At 70.4% G+C, this 17,960-nt stretch carries 20 protein-coding genes and 1 pseudogene; 17 read left to right on the top strand and 4 right to left on the bottom strand.

Annotated features, from left to right (window positions below; all coding sequences use genetic code 11):
- Positions 1-36 precede the first annotated feature (36 nt).
- A pseudogene (locus tag ACFY0K_RS16820) lies at positions 37-879 on the bottom strand (LysR substrate-binding domain-containing protein); the annotation flags it as partial.
- 89 nt (positions 880-968) lie between these two features.
- Here ACFY0K_RS16820 and ACFY0K_RS16815 point away from each other — a divergent pair.
- The 8 genes from ACFY0K_RS16815 to ACFY0K_RS16780 all read left to right on the top strand — a co-directional run bounded on the left by ACFY0K_RS16815 (position 969) and on the right by ACFY0K_RS16780 (position 6,862).
- Positions 969-1,442 (top strand): cupin domain-containing protein, encoded by a 474-nt coding sequence (locus ACFY0K_RS16815; RefSeq protein ID WP_390640463.1) that lies wholly within the window; start codon positions 969-971, stop codon positions 1,440-1,442.
- Entirely contained in the window at positions 1,439-1,798 is a 360-nt protein-coding gene (locus ACFY0K_RS16810) for a DoxX family protein (RefSeq protein ID WP_390640462.1), read from the top strand. Before ACFY0K_RS16815 ends, ACFY0K_RS16810 begins: the two co-directional genes overlap by 4 nt.
- 240 nt (positions 1,799-2,038) lie before the next feature.
- Positions 2,039-2,707 carry a hypothetical protein gene (locus ACFY0K_RS16805; protein ID WP_390640461.1) on the top strand — a complete coding sequence of 223 codons (669 nt, stop codon included), beginning with the start codon at positions 2,039-2,041 and terminating at the stop codon, positions 2,705-2,707.
- The gene (locus ACFY0K_RS16800) at positions 2,704-3,606 is read left to right on the top strand and encodes a hypothetical protein (protein ID WP_390640460.1); all 903 of its coding nucleotides are present in this window, start codon (positions 2,704-2,706) and stop codon (positions 3,604-3,606) included. Before ACFY0K_RS16805 ends, ACFY0K_RS16800 begins: the two co-directional genes overlap by 4 nt.
- Positions 3,603-4,568 carry a hypothetical protein gene (locus tag ACFY0K_RS16795; protein WP_390640459.1) on the top strand — a complete coding sequence of 322 codons (966 nt, stop codon included), beginning with the start codon at positions 3,603-3,605 and terminating at the stop codon, positions 4,566-4,568. Before ACFY0K_RS16800 ends, ACFY0K_RS16795 begins: the two co-directional genes overlap by 4 nt.
- A gap of 231 nt (positions 4,569-4,799) precedes the next feature.
- Positions 4,800-5,375, top strand: a complete 576-nt coding sequence (locus tag ACFY0K_RS16790) for an FABP family protein (protein WP_382720813.1) — start codon at positions 4,800-4,802, stop codon at positions 5,373-5,375.
- A gap of 34 nt (positions 5,376-5,409) precedes the next feature.
- Entirely contained in the window at positions 5,410-5,886 is a 477-nt protein-coding gene (locus ACFY0K_RS16785; protein ID WP_351703365.1) for a transcriptional repressor, read from the top strand.
- A gap of 10 nt (positions 5,887-5,896) precedes the next feature.
- Positions 5,897-6,862, top strand: coding sequence for a YgfZ/GcvT domain-containing protein (locus ACFY0K_RS16780; RefSeq protein WP_390640458.1), 966 nt, complete (start codon positions 5,897-5,899; stop codon positions 6,860-6,862).
- A gap of 13 nt (positions 6,863-6,875) precedes the next feature.
- Here ACFY0K_RS16780 and dtd read toward each other — a convergent pair whose 3' ends face one another.
- Positions 6,876-7,301, bottom strand: a complete 426-nt coding sequence (gene dtd / locus ACFY0K_RS16775; protein WP_351961524.1) for a D-aminoacyl-tRNA deacylase — start codon at positions 7,299-7,301, stop codon at positions 6,876-6,878.
- Positions 7,302-7,458: 157 nt separating this feature from the next.
- Here dtd and ACFY0K_RS16770 point away from each other — a divergent pair, with 157 nt between their 5' ends.
- The 5 genes from ACFY0K_RS16770 to ACFY0K_RS16750 all read left to right on the top strand — a co-directional run bounded on the left by ACFY0K_RS16770 (position 7,459) and on the right by ACFY0K_RS16750 (position 12,397).
- Positions 7,459-8,052, top strand: coding sequence for an aerial mycelium formation protein (locus tag ACFY0K_RS16770; RefSeq protein WP_352360860.1), 594 nt, complete (start codon positions 7,459-7,461; stop codon positions 8,050-8,052).
- Positions 8,053-8,145: 93 nt separating this feature from the next.
- On the top strand, positions 8,146-9,390 hold the full coding sequence (locus tag ACFY0K_RS16765; protein WP_390640457.1) for a GNAT family N-acetyltransferase: 1,245 nt from the start codon (positions 8,146-8,148) through the stop codon (positions 9,388-9,390).
- A 367-nt stretch (positions 9,391-9,757) separates the two neighbouring features.
- A complete protein-coding gene (locus tag ACFY0K_RS16760; RefSeq protein WP_390640456.1) occupies positions 9,758-10,672 on the top strand; it encodes a winged helix-turn-helix domain-containing protein in 915 nt (304 codons plus the stop codon).
- A 94-nt stretch (positions 10,673-10,766) separates the two neighbouring features.
- The gene (locus ACFY0K_RS16755) at positions 10,767-11,654 is read left to right on the top strand and encodes a FadR/GntR family transcriptional regulator (RefSeq protein ID WP_390640455.1); all 888 of its coding nucleotides are present in this window, start codon (positions 10,767-10,769) and stop codon (positions 11,652-11,654) included.
- Positions 11,654-12,397, top strand: coding sequence for an HAD family hydrolase (locus tag ACFY0K_RS16750; protein ID WP_390640454.1), 744 nt, complete (start codon positions 11,654-11,656; stop codon positions 12,395-12,397). The genes ACFY0K_RS16755 and ACFY0K_RS16750 overlap by 1 nt, the downstream gene beginning before the upstream one ends.
- A gap of 166 nt (positions 12,398-12,563) precedes the next feature.
- On the opposite strand, the gene ACFY0K_RS16745 is transcribed toward ACFY0K_RS16750, so the two are convergent.
- Positions 12,564-12,749 (bottom strand): hypothetical protein, encoded by a 186-nt coding sequence (locus ACFY0K_RS16745; RefSeq protein WP_390640536.1) that lies wholly within the window; start codon positions 12,747-12,749, stop codon positions 12,564-12,566.
- Between the two features lie 54 nt (positions 12,750-12,803).
- A complete protein-coding gene (locus ACFY0K_RS16740) occupies positions 12,804-13,004 on the bottom strand; it encodes a hypothetical protein (RefSeq protein ID WP_390640453.1) in 201 nt (66 codons plus the stop codon).
- Positions 13,005-13,174: 170 nt separating this feature from the next.
- On the opposite strand from ACFY0K_RS16740, the gene ACFY0K_RS16735 reads away from it, so the two are divergent.
- The 4 genes from ACFY0K_RS16735 to ACFY0K_RS16720 all read left to right on the top strand — a co-directional run bounded on the left by ACFY0K_RS16735 (position 13,175) and on the right by ACFY0K_RS16720 (position 17,776).
- The gene (locus ACFY0K_RS16735; protein WP_390640452.1) at positions 13,175-13,831 is read left to right on the top strand and encodes an HAD family hydrolase; all 657 of its coding nucleotides are present in this window, start codon (positions 13,175-13,177) and stop codon (positions 13,829-13,831) included.
- 196 nt (positions 13,832-14,027) lie between these two features.
- Positions 14,028-14,888, top strand: a complete 861-nt coding sequence (locus tag ACFY0K_RS16730; protein WP_390640451.1) for a GntR family transcriptional regulator — start codon at positions 14,028-14,030, stop codon at positions 14,886-14,888.
- A gap of 191 nt (positions 14,889-15,079) precedes the next feature.
- The gene (locus ACFY0K_RS16725) at positions 15,080-15,706 is read left to right on the top strand and encodes a TetR family transcriptional regulator (protein ID WP_390640450.1); all 627 of its coding nucleotides are present in this window, start codon (positions 15,080-15,082) and stop codon (positions 15,704-15,706) included.
- Between the two features lie 42 nt (positions 15,707-15,748).
- Positions 15,749-17,776 carry a HelD family protein gene (locus ACFY0K_RS16720; RefSeq protein WP_390640449.1) on the top strand — a complete coding sequence of 676 codons (2,028 nt, stop codon included), beginning with the start codon at positions 15,749-15,751 and terminating at the stop codon, positions 17,774-17,776.
- Positions 17,777-17,960: the final 184 nt, after the last annotated feature.

Here is a 17,960-nt window from a genome sequence, read left to right as displayed (position 1 = left end):
GGGGGCAGCGCCCTCGACTTCTGCCTCCGGGGTGAGGTAGGCGGCGACCGCCACCCGCACGAACGACCGCAGCAGCGGATTCCCGTCCCCCTCCGCCCACGCCACCACGACCCGGCTCGGCGGCATGTCGGCGACCGGTACGACCGTGAGCCCGGCTCCCGGGTCGTGGCCGGCCAGTGTCATGCCCACCGTGCCGTTCCAGAGCACCGCCTGCCGGCACTCCTGGACGGCCCGTACGACCGGCCCCTTTCGCGCCTGGCCGCCGTTCCAGTACGACTGCCACAGCCGGTCGGTGCCGTCCGGGAACCGGAACCAGCGCCGCGCGGCGAGGTCGGCCAGCTCCAGGCTCTCCCGGCCGGCCAGCGGATCGTCGGCACGGAGCAGCGCCCCGACCGGATCGGCGCGCAACTCCCGCACCGCCAGCCCCGTTACGTCGAACGGCGCGCGGGTGAGGGCCACGTCGACGGCCCCGGCGTGCAACCCGCACGTGGGGTCCGTCAGGTCGGTCTCGCGGATGCGGATCTCGACGCCCGGGTGGCGTTCGCGGTACGCGCGGGCCAGTCGCCGTACGCCCGGATCCGTGCTGTCGCCCAGGAGGCCGACGGTGAGCACCCCGGCGCCCGCCGCCGCGGCGACCCGTACGCGCAGCCGGTCGGCCCGGTCGAGGAGCGCGCGGGCCTCGTCCAGCAGGACCAGTCCCACCGGGGTCAGGGCGACCCCTGCCGGTGACCGCTCGAACAGCAGCGCGCCGACCTCGGTCTCCAGCGCCTTGATCGCCCGGCTCAGCGGGGGCTGGCTCATGTGGAGCCTGGCGGCGGCCCGGCCGAAGTGGAGTTCCTCGGCGACCGCCACGAAGTAGCGCAGCGTCCGTAGCTCCATACGCTCCATGCAGCAACGATACCGATGGGGTATCGGGTCTGCGGAACAGGTCTTGGACAGCCGGACCGCCCCGGCCGTCGAATCGGAGCATGACGACTCACGACAACACTCCCGCGGTATCCGTCGTCGGCCCCGGCGACGGTGAGGTGCTGATGCTCGGCACCACCCGGATGCGCGTCCTGGAGGACGGCCGTACCACCGGCCACCGCCTCGGCCTCGCCGAGTCCGTCCTCGCGCCGCACACCCCCGGCCCGCCGCAGCACCGGCACGCGCAGCACGACGAGGGGTTCTACGTCATCTCCGGTTCGGTGCGCTTCACCGTCGGGGACGAGGAGTACGACGCCACGGCCGGAACCCTCGTCATGGTGCCGCCCGGCGCCCCGCACACCTTCGCCAACGTCACCGGCGAACCGGCCGTCATGCTCAGCACGTTCACGCCCGACCTGTACGTGCAGTACTTCCGGGACCTGCGGGACCTGTTCGCCACCGGCACGGCGCCGGACCCGCGGGCGAGCGCCGAGATCATGAGCCGTTACGCCACCGAGCCGGCCGGCGCCTCATGACCGTGGCGTACTGGACCGTGGCCGGGCTGCTCGCCCTCTTCTACCTCTACGGGGGCGGTCTGAAGGTCGTGGAGAGCCGGGAGCGGCTGCTGCCGATGATGGCGTGGGTGGACAGCATGCCGATGCCGGCCGTGCGGGCGATCGGGAGCGTCGAGATCCTCGGCGCGGCCGGCCTCGTCCTCCCGCGTCTGACCGGCGTCGTGCCCTGGCTCGGCCTGGCCGCGGCCGTCGGGTTCGTCGTGCTCCAAATCGGCGCGATCCGGGTCCACCTGCGGATGGGGGACCGCCAAGTGGCCCTCAACCTCGCGCTCTTGGCGGCGGCGGGGGCGACCGTCTGGCTCGCGGCGGTGTCCTGATCGTAATTGATCCTTGTACAACTCATTGAACGGACCACGAGTCTCCTGTGGCGCGCGGATCGCGGAATCCGTGTTCCCGTTACGAACAGGGGGGACGAAATGGACGTACCCGAACCAGAGAAACCACCGGAAACCGTTCCGGAAGCCGTTCCGGAAGCCCTTCCAGAGATCCTTCCGGAAGCCTCGCCCGGACGGGGGCGCAGGGCGCGCCGTACCGCCGCGCTGATCGCCGGTGCCGCCGTGCTCGGTGTCGTGGCCGGCACCTGCGTCGGCTACCTCGTCCAGGCCGACCGGTCGCCCACCGCCCTGCCCTCCCTCTCCCAGGCGTCGGTCGCGCAGGCGAAGGGCGCCGGTCCGGAGCCGCTGTCGGCCGCCGAGGACCGGAAGGTCAAGGTCGACGGCGACCTGCGCAAGCTGCTGCTGAAGAAGCCGAGCGGGGCGCGCAAGGGGCTGTACACGGTGGGGACCGACGGCTGGATGAGCCTGACCGAGTACGCGGAGACGTTCGACAAGCCGGCCGGGGCCTTCCGCACCCTGATCGAGGACGACGATTTCCGGCGGGCGGCCGCCACCACCTGGCGGGAGGGCAGCACCTTCAGCGTCGAGATCCGGCTCATCCAGTACCGCCAGGAGGAGACCGGCTCGACGGCCGAGGACGCGGCGGCGGACGCGTACTACTGGGCCGACTCGGGGACCAGGGACACCGCGAGCTGGCCGATCCCCGGCACCGGCGACGGCATGGCGTACGTCCACCACAAGCCCGAGAGCGGGTACGGCGTGAGCGTGTACTCGGCCGAGGCGCACGCGTGGCGCGGGGACATCGCCATGGAGATCTGGATCAGCGACACCAAGCCGATCTCCAGGACGAAGGTGCTGGATCTGGCGAAGCGGCAGATGGAGCGGTTGTGAGCGAGGAATCCGTGCACCCCGAACCGGCGGCGACGCCGGAGCCGACGGTCTCCGAGCCGACGGCGACCGCTGCCGAGGCCGTACCCGAGGCCGTTTCCGAGGCGCCCCTCCCTGCGGGTGCTCCCGCCGCCGACCTCGACGACCTCGCCGAACTCGCCGCCCCGCCACCGCGCCCCCGGCGCCGTATCGGCGTTCTCGTCACCGCCGGTGTCCTCGCCGCGGCCGTCGTCGCGGGTGTCGCCGGCACGGTCGTGACCGTGCGTGCCGCGGACCGGGACCCGGGCGCTCCCCACTGGAGCCTGCCCAAGGAGTCCAAGGGGACGGCGGCGACGCAGACCGGTCTCCAGGGGATGCTGTTGCCGTACGACGACGACCGGTACGGCCGCGGCCCGGACCTGCCCGGATTCGGCTCGGACGTGCGGCTGACCGGCGCCCAGGCCACGGCGCTGCGCAAGGAGTCGATAAAGGACCTGCCGCGTTCGCAGCGTCAGCAGCTGGACCGGCAGATCGACAGGAACCCGGTCAAGGGCATGGTGATGCGCAGCTATGTGTACACCGCCGGGAACGAGGACGACGACTACACGATGGACGTCCAGCTGGCCCAGATGGAGAACCGGGCCACGGTCCGTACCATCGCCAACGCCGAGCGTGAGCTCTTCGACTCGCTGGACATCTTCCGGAAGGGCCCGCAGATCGCGGGGTACAAGGACTCGACCTCGTGCTTCCTGCCACCGGCCGAGTCGGGCGAGAAGCTCGACTCGATGCTCTGTTACGGCTACGTGGGGGACGTCCTGGTCACCGCCACGGCCACCGCGGCCAAGCCGCTGGACACGAAGAGCGCGGCGGACATGCTGCACGCCCAGCTCGAACGGATCAAGGACCCGGGGGCGGCCGTATGACCACCGAGACGAACACGAACGCGAACCCGGACCCGGACCCCGTCCCGAATGCGGACCCCGTCCCGAACGCGGACCCGAACCCGGACCCCGTCCCGGTCGCGGAGGTCGCGCGGCCCGTGGAACCCGTCCCGGCCGTGGAGCCCGTGCCGCCCGTGGAACCCGTGCCGCCCGTGGAGCCCGTGCCGCCCGTGAAGAAGGACCGGCGGCTGCTGCGGGCCATGCTCCGCTGGGTCGCCGCCGTCGCCGTCTTCGGCGTCGTCGGAACCGGCACGGCGTACGGCATCACACGGCTCGACCGCACCGACGTACCCGGTCTCGCCACGCACTCCGACGGCCGCTGGACGTACCCCGTCCTCGTGAAGCCCCCGCTGCCCTCCGGCAGCCCCGGCCCGAACGACGACGCCCGCAACCTGGCCGGCACCCACTACGCCGACCTGCGCAAACTGGTCCTCCCGGCGCCGAGGGGAGCCACCGCCGACGCCTCCCTCAAGGGCACGGACGGCTGGCTGCCGACGAAGGGCTTCCTCGCCGAGTTCGCCTCCGCGGACGACCGGAAGGAGCTGGGCCAGACGCTCCTCGACAGGGGCCTGCGGCACATCGCCGCCCGCGGCTGGACCACCCCCGACGGCACGCACACCCGGATCTACCTGCTCCAGTTCGACACGGCCGCCGTCGCGGAGACGATCCTCAACGGCAAGCTCATGAGCCAGGCGGCGCCGACCTACGCGCTGCGCGACGGGGACCAGTTCGAACTCGACGGGAAGTTCCCGGACCCGGCCAGGATCGAGCACGTCCTGCTGGCGCCCTACACGGAGCTCAAGCCGTACGGCGCCCGGCAGGCCCGGCAGGCCTACCTGGCCTCCGGCGACACCGTCGGCGTGATCATCCAGTCCCGCAAGGGCGGCATGCCCGCCGTCCCCTTCGAGCAGACGGTGACCCTGCAGAGCGAACTGCTCGACTGACCCCGCGGGGGTGTACCTCGCCAAGAGCGCCGGGCCCGGGCCGCGTAAGCTTGGGCCCGGCTCTTGTACGTACGCCCGACCTCGCTCAAGGAGCACCCGTGGAAGCCTTCTTCGAAACCCTGCTGGTCCTGGTCTGCGTCGGCGTCCTCGCCTTCGCCTGGCTGACCGTGAAGAAGCTGTACCAGGGCCAGCGCTGACCGAGTCCGAGCCCGAGTCTAGGAACCACCACTCATGATCGAGATTCCGTCCGACCTGCACAAGGACCTCGTCCCGCTCGCCTTCCTGCTCGGCAACTGGGCCGGCGCGGGTGTCCACGACTTCCCGGGCTCGGAGAAGTGCAACTTCGGCCAGGAGGTCACCTTCAGCCACGACGGACGGGACTTCCTGGAGTACCACTCCCACACCTGGGTGCTGGACCACGACGGGAACAAGGTCCGCCCGCTGGAGTCGGAGTCCGGCTTCTGGCGCATCGACGCCGACCGCAAGGTCGAGGTCACGATGGTCCGCGACGACGGCGTGATCGAGATCTGGTACGGCGAGATGGCCGACCAGAAGCCCCAGATCGACCTGGTCACCGACGCCGTCGCCCGGACCGCCGCCTCCGCCCCGTACAGCGGCGGCAAGCGTCTCTACGGCTACGTCAAGAGCGACCTGATGTGGGTCGGCGAGAAGCAGACCCCCGAGGTCGAGCTGCGCCCCTACATGTCGGCGCACCTGAAGAAGGTCGTCACCCCGGAGGACGTCGAGCGCTGGGCCAAGGCCCTCCCCGACGACATGCCGGACGACGGCATCGCGTTCTTCAAGTAGTTCTGGAATTCGGAAGTAGTTCTAGACTTTCGGTGTGGTGAGCACCGACTGGAAGAGCGACCTCAGGCAGCGCGGCTACCGGCTGACGCCGCAGCGGCAACTCGTGCTCGAAGCCGTGGACACCCTTGAGCACGCGACCCCCGACGACATCCTCGGTGAGGTGAGGAAGACCGCGTCGGGGGTCAACATCTCGACGGTCTACCGGACCCTGGAGCTCCTGGAGGAGCTGGGGCTGGTCAGCCATGCCCATCTCGGGCACGGTGCGCCGACGTACCACCTCGCCGACCGGCACCACCACATCCACCTGGTCTGCCGCGACTGCGAGAACGTGATCGAGGCGGACGTGGCGGTGGCCGCGGAGTTCACCGCCAAGCTGCGGCGCGACTTCGGCTTCGAGACGGACATGAAACACTTCGCGATCTTCGGGCGTTGCAAGGACTGCACGCTGAAGAGAGCCAAGGCGGCATCCGCCGCGTCCGCGTCCGTCCAGAGTTCAATTACCGAGTCGTAGGCTTACGCATATGAAGAGCCCCCTGCTGTCTCTGCCCGGCGCCGTCCCCGGTGAGGGCGTGGACGAAGGCGTCGCCGCGCACTACGGCGACCTGTTCCGCGAGCAGCGCGCCCTCGCCGACGGCGCCGGTTTCGTCGACCTCTCCCACCGGGGGGTAGTCACCGTCACCGGCGAGGACCGTCTCGCCTGGCTGCACCTGCTCCTCACCCAGCACGTCAGCGAGCTGCCGGCCGGCGAGGCCACCGAGGCGCTGATCCTCTCCGCGCACGGCCACATCGAGCACGCGCTGTACCTGGTCGACGACGGTACGACCGTCTGGGCCCACGTCGAGCCGGGCACCCAGGAGGAGCTGATCGCCTACCTGGAGTCGATGAAGTTCTTCTACCGGGTGGAGGTCACCGACCGCACCGCCGACTTCGCGGTCGTCCACCTGCCCGCCGGCTCGATCGCCGAGGCCCCGGAGGGCGCCGTCGTCCGCGAGACGGCGTACGGCCGTGATCTCTTCCTGCCCCGGGCCGACCTGGAGGCGTACGCCGAGAAGGCGGGCCCGGCCGCCGGGCTGCTCGCCTACGAGGCGCTGCGCGTCGAGCACCACCGGCCCCGGCTCGGCTTCGAGACCGACCACCGGACCATTCCGCACGAGCTGGGCTGGATCGGCACCGCGGTCCACCTCCAGAAGGGCTGCTACCGCGGCCAGGAAACCGTGGCCCGGGTGCAGAACCTCGGCAAGCCGCCGCGCCGCCTGGTCTTCCTCCACCTGGACGGCAGCGAGGTGCACCTGCCGCCGCACGGCACCGAGATCCGGGTGGCCGACGAGGGCGAGGACGGCCGGAAGATCGGCGTCGTGACGACGTCGGTGCGCCACTTCGAACTGGGCCCGGTGGCCCTGGCGTTGGTCAAGCGCAACGTCCCGGCGGACGCCCGCCTGGTGGCGGGGGAGACGGCCGCGGCCCAGGAAGTGATCGTCGAGCCGTAGCCGCGCCCCGGAATCACATCTCCAGCAGGACGGTGAACGGGCCGTCGTTCGTCAGCGACACCCGCATCTGTGCCCCGAACCGCCCGGTCGCCACGGTCGCCCCCAGCGACCGCAGCTGTGCGACCACCTCGTCCACCAGCGGCTCCGCCACCGCGCCGGGAGCCGCCGCGTTCCAGGTCGGCCGGCGCCCCTTGCGGGCGTCGCCGTACAGGGTGAACTGACTGATCACGAGCAGCGGCGCGTCGACGTCGCTGCACGACCGCTCGTCCGCCAGCATGCGGATCGACCAGAGCTTCCTGGCGAGTTGGGCCGCCTTCTCCTTGGTGTCGTCATGGGTCACCCCGACGAGCACGCACAGGCCCTCGCCCTCGATCGCGCCCACCGTCTCGCCGTCCACGACGACGCTCGCGCCGTCCACCCGCTGTACCACCGCTCGCATGCGCACCATCATGCCCGGTGCCCACATGCCCCCCACAGGGGCCCATTATTGATCCTTAACGTCCCAACTAGGGCCGTTCGGGGGCACTCGGTCACATTGCGGCCACTTGGGGTGGCACCATGCTTCCACACGCCGGTCGAGGGGACGGTTGAGACGTATGAGCACACCGAGCACCGGGCGACTGAAGACGCAGGGCACGCAGAGCGTGCAGAGCCTGCCCAGGCCGCCCGCACAGCGTGGCGAGGACATCCCGCTGCCGGCGGAGCCGCCGGAGCACGACCTGGCCCGCCTGAGCCTGCCAGAGCTGCGTGTCCTGCGCCGGGACGCGCAGCGCGACGAGGCCGACCTCAGCTATGTCCGACGGCTGCTCCAGGGCCGTATCGACATCCTGCGCGCGGAACTGGCCCGCCGGTCCCCGGCGGGCGCCGCCGCCGTCGTGGACCGGCTCCCGGAGATCCTCACGGACGCCCCGGCCCGCCACCGTTCCTCGGCCCGCCACGTCACGCTGGGCACGCCGCACAACGAGGAGTACGGCAGGCTGGCGGCCGACATGCTGGCCGAGGTCGAACTCTCCGATCTGGAGGCCCGCACGGACACCGAACTGAACACGGCGATGGGCCGCCTGGTCCGCTACGAGCAGGAGGTGTCCCGACGAAGGCAGCGGCTGCAGCGGACGGCCGACGATTCGAGCGGCGAGATCACCCGCAGGTACCGGGAGGGCGAAGCTCAGGTCGACGACCTGCTGACCTGAGGCGAAGCGCCCCTGTCGTCGGTCCTTCCTTCGGTCTTCTCCCCAGCCGAAATTCGATCGGCACCACCCCCACCCAGCACCTACCGTGCTGTCATGACTGACGCCGTCGAAGTCCGCCCCATAACCGAACCCGAGCTCGCCGACTGGCACCGTGCCCTGTCCACCGGCTTCCTCCAGAGCCCCACCATCCCGGCGGAACAACTCGAGGCCCGCCGCAGGCAGTTCGTGCCGGGCAGACTTCTGGGCGCCTTCGACGGCCCCCGCTGCGTCGCGACGTTCCGCTCCTTCGAGCAGGAGCTGACCGCGGTCGGCGGCGCGATCCTGCCCGCCGACGCCATCTCGAACGTCACGGTCACCGCCACGCACCGCCGCCGCGGCCTGCTCACCCGCATGATGAGCCAGGACCTGGCCGCGGCGAAGGAGCGCGGAGACGTGGTGGCCACCCTGCTCGCCGCCGAGTACCGGATCTACGGCCGCTACGGCTTCGGCCCGGCGACCACGCTGACGGAGTGGACGGTCGAGGTCCCGCGGGCCGGCCTGGACCCGCGCTGGTCGCGCCCCGAGGACGGCGGCCGGATCGACCTCGTCGACGGCGAGGACATCCGCAAGCTCGGCCCCGACCTGCACGAACGGGTCCGCCGCAGCACCCCGGGCGCGGTCAGCCGCAGCGAGTTGTGGTGGCAGTTGCACACCGGCGCCGTCCGTTTCGAGAGCGAGTGGAAGGAGCCCTACTTCGCGGTGTACCGCTCGGCGGCCGGCGAGGTGGAGGGCATCGCGGCGTACGCGTCGGACGCCAACTGGCAGGGCAAGCAGCCGTACAACACCGCCGATGTGCACTGGCTGCTCGGCACGACTCCGGCGGCGGAGCGGGCGCTGTGGCACTACCTGTGCTCGATCGACTGGATCACGCGGGTGAAGAGCGGCTGGCGGTCGCCGGACGACCTGCTGCCGCACTACCTGCCCGACCCGCGGGCCGCGCGGGTCACCAACCAGGCGGACTGGCTGTGGGTGCGGATCCTGGACGTCGTACGGGCCCTGGAGGCGCGGACGTACGACAGGGCGGGGACGCTGGTCCTGGAGGTGGCGGACCGGCAGGGGCTGGCCGGCGGCCGGTTCCGGCTGGACGCCTCCCCCGATGGGGCGTCCTGCACCCCGACCACCGACACCCCCGACGTCGCCCTCGACATCGCCGAGCTGGCGAGCGTCTGGCTCGGTGACCAGTCCGTGGCGCGGTTGCACGCCCTCGGACGGGTCCAGGAAGAGCGAGTGGGCGCCGCCCGGGAGGCCGACGCCCTGTTGCGCGCGTCCGGGCGTCCTTGGTGCCCGGACATCTTCTGAGAGGGGTCTCCTTCCGCCCGGTGCCTGCATGAATCACCTTGTTCAGTTGTGGCTGTGCTGTGCTGCTCATCCGTAGCGAGCTCTGAAGTTGTGACTGTGCGGGTCTTCCTGTGTTCGGTTGTCGGTGTTCAGTTGTCGTGTTCCATTGTGGCTGATCGGACCTGCTATCAGCTGGCCGTGCGCCTCGACGGCCGCCCTGGATGACCGGGTTCCCGGCTCCCCTCCGGAGGGGAACTCGTCCTGTCACAGGCAACTTCAGTCATATTCAGATGATTGGTTGCCAACTTAGTTGGATTGGGAGGGACTTGGAAGCCAGGTGCGACCATCTTTCCGTGGCCTGCCCAAAGTTGGCGCGAAGTTGTACTGTTTGTCCGTGGACCCGGAAAACGCCTCCGTCAATGGGCGGAAGAGGCCACAGCGGCCCCAGGCGTCCCATCACGAGGTGGCTGATGAGCTGCGCACCCGGATCAGGTCCGGGGTGCTGCGGCCGGGCCAGCGCATGCCCACCCAGGCCAAACTGGCCGATGAGTTCGGGGTTGAGCGGGGGGCCGTACGGCAGGCACTGCGCATTCTGCAGTCGGAGCACCTGCTCACCAACGTATCGAAGGGTGCTCCGGCGACGGTGGCCCGGGGTCAGGGCCCGGTATGGTCCGCGGTGGGCCCGGAGGCGCCGCCGCAACCGACCATGGTGGCCCTCACCCCCCGCATAGAGGCGGCCTTTGCCGCATCGCACGTGGAGATCGACGCGCTCTGTCTGACCTCGGTGTCGCTCAACCTCGCGCTCGGCGGGCCGCTGCGGCTCATCCACGCGGGGAGGCGGGAACCGGCCAAGATCGACGTCCGGGTGCTGCTGCCGAGCCGGAACATCGATCTCGCGTTCCCGACGGCAGTGGACGCCTCGGCCGAGGACGCGGTGCACGACCGCTGGCTGGTCCAGCGCAACGCGCAGAGCCTGGTGCTCCGGCACAACCTGCTGGCGCTGCGCGCCACGCACGGCATCGACGTGCACGTCACCTTCCGGGCCCTGCCGTTCACCCCGCCGGTGAAGCTGTACGTGCTCAACGGGTCGGAGGCGCTCTTCGCGTACTACACGCTGGGGCGCCACGAGCGGGAGATCGACCACGAGCACCTGCAGACGTACGACACCGAGGGGACGCGCTCGATGCTCTTCGTCTTCGAAAAGGGCGCAGGCTTGCGGGACGCCGGGTTCGTAAGCCAGTCCATGCTGTGGTTCAACGCTCTGTGGGAAACGATCAGTTCGGACCTGCAACTCACGTCGTAGCTCGCCACCTTCCACCAATTGGGCAAAGTTGGCGACTAGCTCTCATGAGTCAATGCCTACCCGTCACCGGATGCGAACCACCATCATGAACTTCATGGAAAGTTGGAAGCGTCTGGCTGTGACCCAGGAGAACGCGGCAGTGAACGCCGGCAGCACAGCTCACGAGATTGCCGAGAACCTGCGGAAACGCATCCGCTCGGGCGACCTCAGGGTGGGCGACCGCCTGCCCACCCAGGCCGAGCTGGCGGAGGAGTTCGGCGTGGAGCGGGGGACCGTGCGCCAGGCCGTGCGGGTGCTGCAGGACGACGGTCTCCTCACCAACGTCACCAAGGGCAGCCCGCCGCGTATCGCCGCGCTGCGGCCCCCGGCGCTGGACGAGCCCCAGCCGACGATGGTCGGCCTCGGCCCCCGCATGACGGAGGCGTTCGCGGCCGCCCACGTCCGTATCGACGCCGCCTGCCTGACCGCCCAGAGCCTGCTGCCGGCACTCGCCGAGCCCCTGCGTCTGATCCACGAGGGCCGGATCCGCCCCGAGCGCATCGACGTCCGCGTCCTGCTCCCCAGCCGGGACATCCCCCTCGCCTTCCCTACGGCCGTCGACGGCGACGACGACACGGTCCACAACCGCTGGCTCGGCATGCGCAACGCCCAGGGCCAGGTCCTCCAGTACAACCTCCAGGGCCTGCGCTCCACCCACAAGATCGACGTGAACGTCACCTTCCGGGCCCTGCCGTTCACCCCGCCGATCAAGCTGTACCTGCTCAACGAGGCCGAGGCGCTGTTCGCGTACTACACGGTCACCCGCCGCGAGGAGCAGACCGAGGACGGTCTGCTCGACATGTACGACGCCGTCGGCTCGGAGTCCCTCCTCTTCTCCTTCGAGAAGCGAACCGGCCAACGGGACGCGGCGTTCGTGGAGCAATCGCAGAAGTGGTTCAACGCCCTCTGGGAAACCATCACCACAGACCTGACACTCTTCTAGTGACTTCCGATACGGCGCAGACCGAACTGGCGGCAGCCAAGAGCGAGAGAACGACCGAAGAGGTCACGGAACTGATCAGGAGCGCCCGCGTGGTCCTCTGGGACTTCGACGGCCCGATCTGCCGTCTGTTCGCGCGCCGCCCGGCGGAACGGATCGCCGAGGACCTGGTGGAGTGGCTTGCAAGCCGGGGTCTGCGCGGCGTGGTCACGGACACCGAACGCGACTCCCTGGACCCGCAGGTGCTGCTGCGCGCCGTGGACAAGCGGCACCCCGGCAGTGACCTGGTCGCGGAGTTGGAGGAACGTCTCACCAGGGAGGAGCTGCGGGCCTCGTCGACGGCGATGCCCACGGCGTTCGCGGACATCCTCATTCAGACCTGGCGGGCGCGCGGCGCTCGGATGGCGGTCACCGCCAACAACTCCCCCCGGACGGCCCGTGCCTATCTGGACGACCGAGGTCTCACCCCGTGCTTCGCGCCGCACATCTACGGCCGTACCCAGGACCTGCACCGACTGAAGCCTGATCTGCACTGCCTCAACCGCGCCCTCGACGCGATGGGCGCCGCCCCTGCCACGGCTCTGATGATCGGCGACTCCCCCTCGGACCTGGGGGCGGCTGCGAGGGCCGGCGTCTCCTTCCTCGGCTACGCGCGCAACGAGCGGAAGGCCAAGCCCCTGTACGAGGCCGGCGCGGCACACGTCGTCGGCTCTCTGGAGCCCCTACTGGGGATTCTCAGGCACTAGTTCCTGGCGGTATTGGCCGGGGTGTCAGGGGAGCCGGGTGCACCACCGCGCGAACCTCCCCCTCGGGGAAGCCGGATCAGTCCTCCGCGACTGCCGGCGGCAGGGCCTCGGGTGACCGACCGGGCTCCCGGCTCCCCTCCGGATGGGAGCCCGGTCGGCCGGTCTGTCAGCTCGACGGGGCGAGCAGCATCACGAGGATCACGGCGCCCAGGCCGCTGAGCGTGGCACTCTTGGCCTTCACGCCGACGGAGAGCAGGACGAACGCGATGATCCCCATCGCGCCGAACCTCGACTGGACAAGCTGCTCGAACCCGATGGCGAGGGCGGCGATCAGGACGGCGGCGAGCGGTATGCGGTGCATGTGAGGGTCCCCCTTCGGAAATGGCGTTCTTGGATCAGAGCCCGGTCACCATGTGGCGGGCCGGGTGACCAGGAGGGCGAGCATGGTGGCGCCCACGGCGCTGCATGCCGGCTTGTCGGCCTTCAGGCCGATCGCGAGCAGGGCGAGCGCGACGAGGCCGACGACGCCGTATCTCCACGCGGTGAACTGGTCGGACGTGACGACGATCAGGGTGGTGAGGAAGGCGGACACGGACTCTATGGACATGACGTCACTCCCTGCGTCACCATGCGTACCCTCTCTTTCACCCGGCCAGTCCGCCGGTAAATACGGTCCAACTGGCCTGGCGTGACCGACAACCACGCCACTTGGAGCAGACTGGAGCGGTGACTTCGTACACGAATAACCTCGTTGACCTGATTACGCGTGCTCGTTTTGTGCTCTTCGACTTCGACGGTCCGATCTGCCGCCTGTTCGCGGGGCATGCGGCGGACCGGGTGAGTCAGGAGCTCGTCCGCTGGCTGGAGGAGAGAGGACTGGGCGGTCTGCTGACCGGTGAGGAGCAGCTGGCCACCGATCCCTGGGACGTCCTGCGTGCGGTCGAACGCCGGGACCCGAGCGGCGACCTGGTCATGGAGCTGGAGAAACGGCTCACTGAGGAGGAACTGCGTGCGGCCTCCTCGGCGATGCCCACCGCGTTCGCGGACCCGGTCGTGCGCACCTGGGCGAAGAAGGGCGTCAAGCTTGCGGTGACGACCAACAACTCCCCGGAGGCAGCGCGGAAGTACCTGGCCGGACGAGGACTGGCGGGCTGCTTCGAGCCGCACGTCTACGGTCGTACCAAGGACCTGAACCGGCTGAAGCCGCACCCCGACTGCCTCGAACGGGCGCTGGCCGATCTCCGGGCGGACCCGTCCGACGCGCTGATGATCGGTGATGCCCCGTCGGATTACGGGGCCGCGCGCAGTGCCGGTGTGGAGTTCGTCGGTTACGTCCGCAACGAGCGGAAGCAGAAGGCGCTGCTCGAAGCCGGAGTCGATGTGGGATGCCTGGTGTCCTCCATGGAGGAGGTGCTGACAGTGCTCAAGAGCTGAGTGGTGCAGGCTTGCGGAAGCGGACACGGTCGCCCCCTCCTTCACTTGCCGCATATCCTTCGATCGTCCTGCCAATTGGCTGGGTTGCCTGACGTCTATCTTCCCGATTGGACTGATCTATTAACCACTTCGCCGGTTGGTCTGAACTGTCGGACCGGAAGGATCGATTCTGGCCCGAAAGGGGTAGGGTCGCGGTGTGAGTGAGGAACAAGGCGGTGAAGGTGGCGCGGCCCTCAAGGTGCGGGACTGGGTGATGGACCAGATGTACGAGGGCGTCTTGGTGGTCGGCTCTCAGCTGCCGTCGCAGCGCGACTTGGCTGACGACCTCGGTGTGTCTCGTGACACGGTGCAGCGGGTACTGAAGGCCATGGGGCAGGAAGGTTGGGTCGAGTCCCACCGGGGCAGTGGTACGCGGGTGGTCATGACCCCGAGCAGCGGGTCGCCCAGTGGCCGGGCAGTGTCTGTGGATTCCCTGATGGACGCGGCCTTCCGGCAGACAGAGGTCCTGCTGGACGTCTACTCCCTCACGGCGGAGTCACTGGTCACCCCGATCAGGAACCAGTGCGATCGGATTCTCGGGGAAGCCGGCAAGGGAGAGCGTCCGCAGCTGAACCGCATCAGGCTTCGTGTGCTGCTCCCCGCCGAGAACGTCGGACTGCTGTATCCCGCGGCCAAGGAGCCGGACCACCAGGCTGCCGTCGCGCAGCGGTGGCTGCGGCTCGCCCGGATGCACATAGGGTTGATCGAGCAGGCTCTCCTCGACGTGGAGGCCGCTGGGTCGGTGTCGTCCGTCGAGATGACGGTCCGTCATATGTCCGCCACCCCGGGGCACAAGGTGTACCTCATCAACGGCGCTCAACTGGTGCTCTCGCCCTACGAGGTGATCGAGCGCAAGCTCTCCGCCGGAGGGGAACCCGTCGAAGCGATCGACGCGAAGGGCATCGGGGCATCGATCATCCACTTCGTCAAGGACGATGACCCGGACTCCCAGAACTCCCTGATGGTCTCCAGTCACCAGGCGTGGTTCGACTCCCGATGGAAGCTGCTCGCCGAGTGACCGCGTGCGGCCCTGTCGGTGGTTGGTCCGCAGCCTGCGTTCCGCTGAAACCCCCGAGGCGTGCGCTGCTCACGCTCGCGCCGGCCTGGCTGCTCCGGATGCCGGGATTGCGCTATCGGCCGGCGACCGGACTGCGCTTCCCGACCGAGGCCATGTGACTCCGCCCCAACCAGGTGCCTACGCTCGGCCCCATGGGTGACATGGGCCTGCGTGAGCGGAAGAAGCGGCGGATGTACGAGGACGTGTCGGACATCGCCGTGCGGCTGTTCCTGGCGAAGGGGTTCGACGCGGTGTCGGTCGCCGAGGTGGCCGCCGCGGCCGGGATCTCCAAGCCGACGCTGTTCCGGTACTTCCCGACCAAGGAGGACCTGGTCCTGCACCGGATCGCGGACCACGAGACGGAGGCGGCGCGGCTGGTCGCGGGGGCCGGGTCGCCGGTCGGCGTGCTGCGGGCGCACTTCCTCGACGGGCTGGGGCGCAACGACCCGATCACCGGGCTCAACGACCACCCCCAGGTGCTCGCCTTCCACACCCTGCTCAACAGCACCCCCACCCTGGTCGCCCGGCAGTACGCCTACCTGGAGCGGTCGGAGGCCGCGCTCGCCGAGGCCCTCGGCGGCACCCTGGAGGCCAGGCTCGCCGCCGGCCAGATCATCGCCGTACAGCGGATCCTCGCGCAGGACAACTGGCGGCGGATCGCGGCGGGGGAGCGGGTCGAGGACGTGCGGGCGGACGCGGTGCGGGCGGCGGAGCGGGCGTTCGGACGGCTGGAGCGGGCCCTGGCGGACGACGGCCGAGACGCGGCTGAGTACAGGTAAAAAATGTAACCGGGTAACGGTTTCTCGTTTACGCTGTCCCCCATGCAGCAGGAACTCGACCGCGAACGCGCCTACCACGACGCCTGCCGAGCCGCCCTCGCCCGCATGGTCGAAGGCGCCGTCGAGCACGTCGTCACCGGCGAGGACGTCTCCGCGTCCGGTGCCGACGCCGAAGTGCTCGGGTACCGGCTGCGCAGCCGGGCCAAGGAGATGCGCGAGCTGCCCGAGGGCCCGCTGTTCTTCGGCAAGCTGGACTTCGGGGCGGGGGAGCACGCCGGGCAGAGCTACCGCATCGGCCGGCTGCGGATCAGCGAGGAGCCGACCGCCCCGCCCCTCGTCGTCGACTGGCGCGCCCCCGTCTCCCGCGCCTTCTACCAGGCCGGCCCCGACGACCCGCAGGGCGTGGCCGTACGGCGGCGGTTCGGCTGGGCGCCCGGCAGCCGCGGCGACTCCGCCGACCTCACGGGCCTGGAGGACGAGCACCTGAGCAGCGGCGAGCCCGGGGGTGCGGGCGGGGGCGGGAGCAGCGGGAGCGCCATCCTCACCCGGGAGATCGAACGGCCCCGCGTCGGCCCGATGCGCGACATCGCCGCCACCATCCAGCCCGACCAGGACGACCTGGTCCGGGCCGGCCTCGCCGACTCCGTCTGCGTCCAGGGTGCCCCGGGCACCGGCAAGACCGCCGTCGGCCTGCACCGCGCCGCCTACCTCCTCTACACCCACCCGCAGCGCATCCGCCGCTCCGGCCTCCTGATCCTCGGCCCCAACCGCACCTTCCTCTCCTACATCTCCGAGGTCCTCCCGGCCCTGGGTGAGACCGGCGTACGGCAGCGGACCCTGCCGGAGGAGATCGGCCGCCACCCGGTCACCGGCACCGACCCCCGCCGCACCGCCGCGCTCAAGCACGACCCGCGGATGGCCGAGGTCCTGCGCCGCGCGCTGTACGCCCACGTCCGCACCGACGCCGTCACCCCGCTCTCGCTCTCCGACGGCACGTACACCTGGCGGGTCTCCGCGGCCGTGCTGGCGAGGATCGTCGAGGGCGTACGGGAGGAGGAACCGCCGTACGCCGTCGGACGGGAACGCGTCCGCGGCCGGGCGATGCGGGCCGTACAGCTCCAGGCCGAACGGCGGGCGGGCCCGCAGCCCGGCGCCTGGACGCGGCGGCTCGAACGCTCCCGTGCGATGAGCGCCTGCCTCGACACCGTCTGGCCGAAGGTGCGCCCGGAGGAGGTGCTGGCCGGACTCCTCACGGACGGCGCGGCACTGGCGACGGCCGCCGAGGGGCTCCTCACCCCCGGTGAACAGCGGGACCTGCTCTGGACCCGGCCGCCGCGCTCGCACAGGTCCGCCCGCTGGTCGGCCGCCGACCTGGTCCTCCTCGACGAGCTCGCGGGGCTCGTCGAACACCCCGAGGGCTACGGCCACATCGTCGTCGACGAGGCCCAGGACCTGTCCCCCATGGAGTGCAGGGCGATCGCCCGACGGGCCGTCTTCGGCTCCCTCACCGTCCTCGGCGACCTGGCCCAGGCCACCACCCCCTGGTCGGCGCGGAGCTGGGACTCCGTCCTGGGCCACCTGGGCAAGCCGGAGGCGGCCGTGGTCCCGCTCACCACCGGCTTCCGGGTTCCGGCAGCGGTCGTGGACCTGACCAACCGGCTGCTGCGGCACCTCGGCACGGACGTGCCCCCGGCCAGGTCCTACCGCGGCGACGGCGAGGTGACGATCCGTCCGACCCGGGACGTGCCCGCGACGACGGTCACCGCGGTGCGGGAGGCCCTGTCCCACGCGGGGTCGGTGGGGGTCGTGGCGGCGGACGCGCAGGTGACCGCCGTACGCGAGGCGCTGACCGCCGCCGGCATCGAACCTGCGGGCCCGGACGAGCTGGGCGCGCGGGTGGCCGTGGTCCCGGCGAGCGTCGTCAAGGGCCTGGAGTACGACCACGTGGTGGCCGTGGAACCGGCGGCGGTGGCGGAGGGGGAGGAACGCGGCCTGCACAGGCTGTACGTCGTGCTGACCAGGGCGGTGTCCCGCCTGGACGTGGTCCACGCGAGACCGTTGCCGTTTTGAGGGGCGGCGCCGTCGGCGCGCCCCTTCAGGGGCGCGTGGAACTGCGCGACAACCCCCACGCACCGGCAGCCGTTGTACGACCCGGGCGACGGAAGGAACCCGCGCTCCGTGCCGGGGGAGACGTCCTGCACACCCTCGTCACCGACGCCACGGCACCCGCGGACGAAGTCACCGCACCCGAAGG

Origin of the sequence: Streptomyces sp. NPDC001507, assembly GCF_042894765.1 — a bacterium.
In the GTDB taxonomy this organism is placed as follows: domain Bacteria; phylum Actinomycetota; class Actinomycetes; order Streptomycetales; family Streptomycetaceae; genus Streptomyces.
The sequence above is the reverse complement of the archived record's forward strand: the minus strand, read 5'-3'. Positions and strand labels throughout refer to the sequence as shown.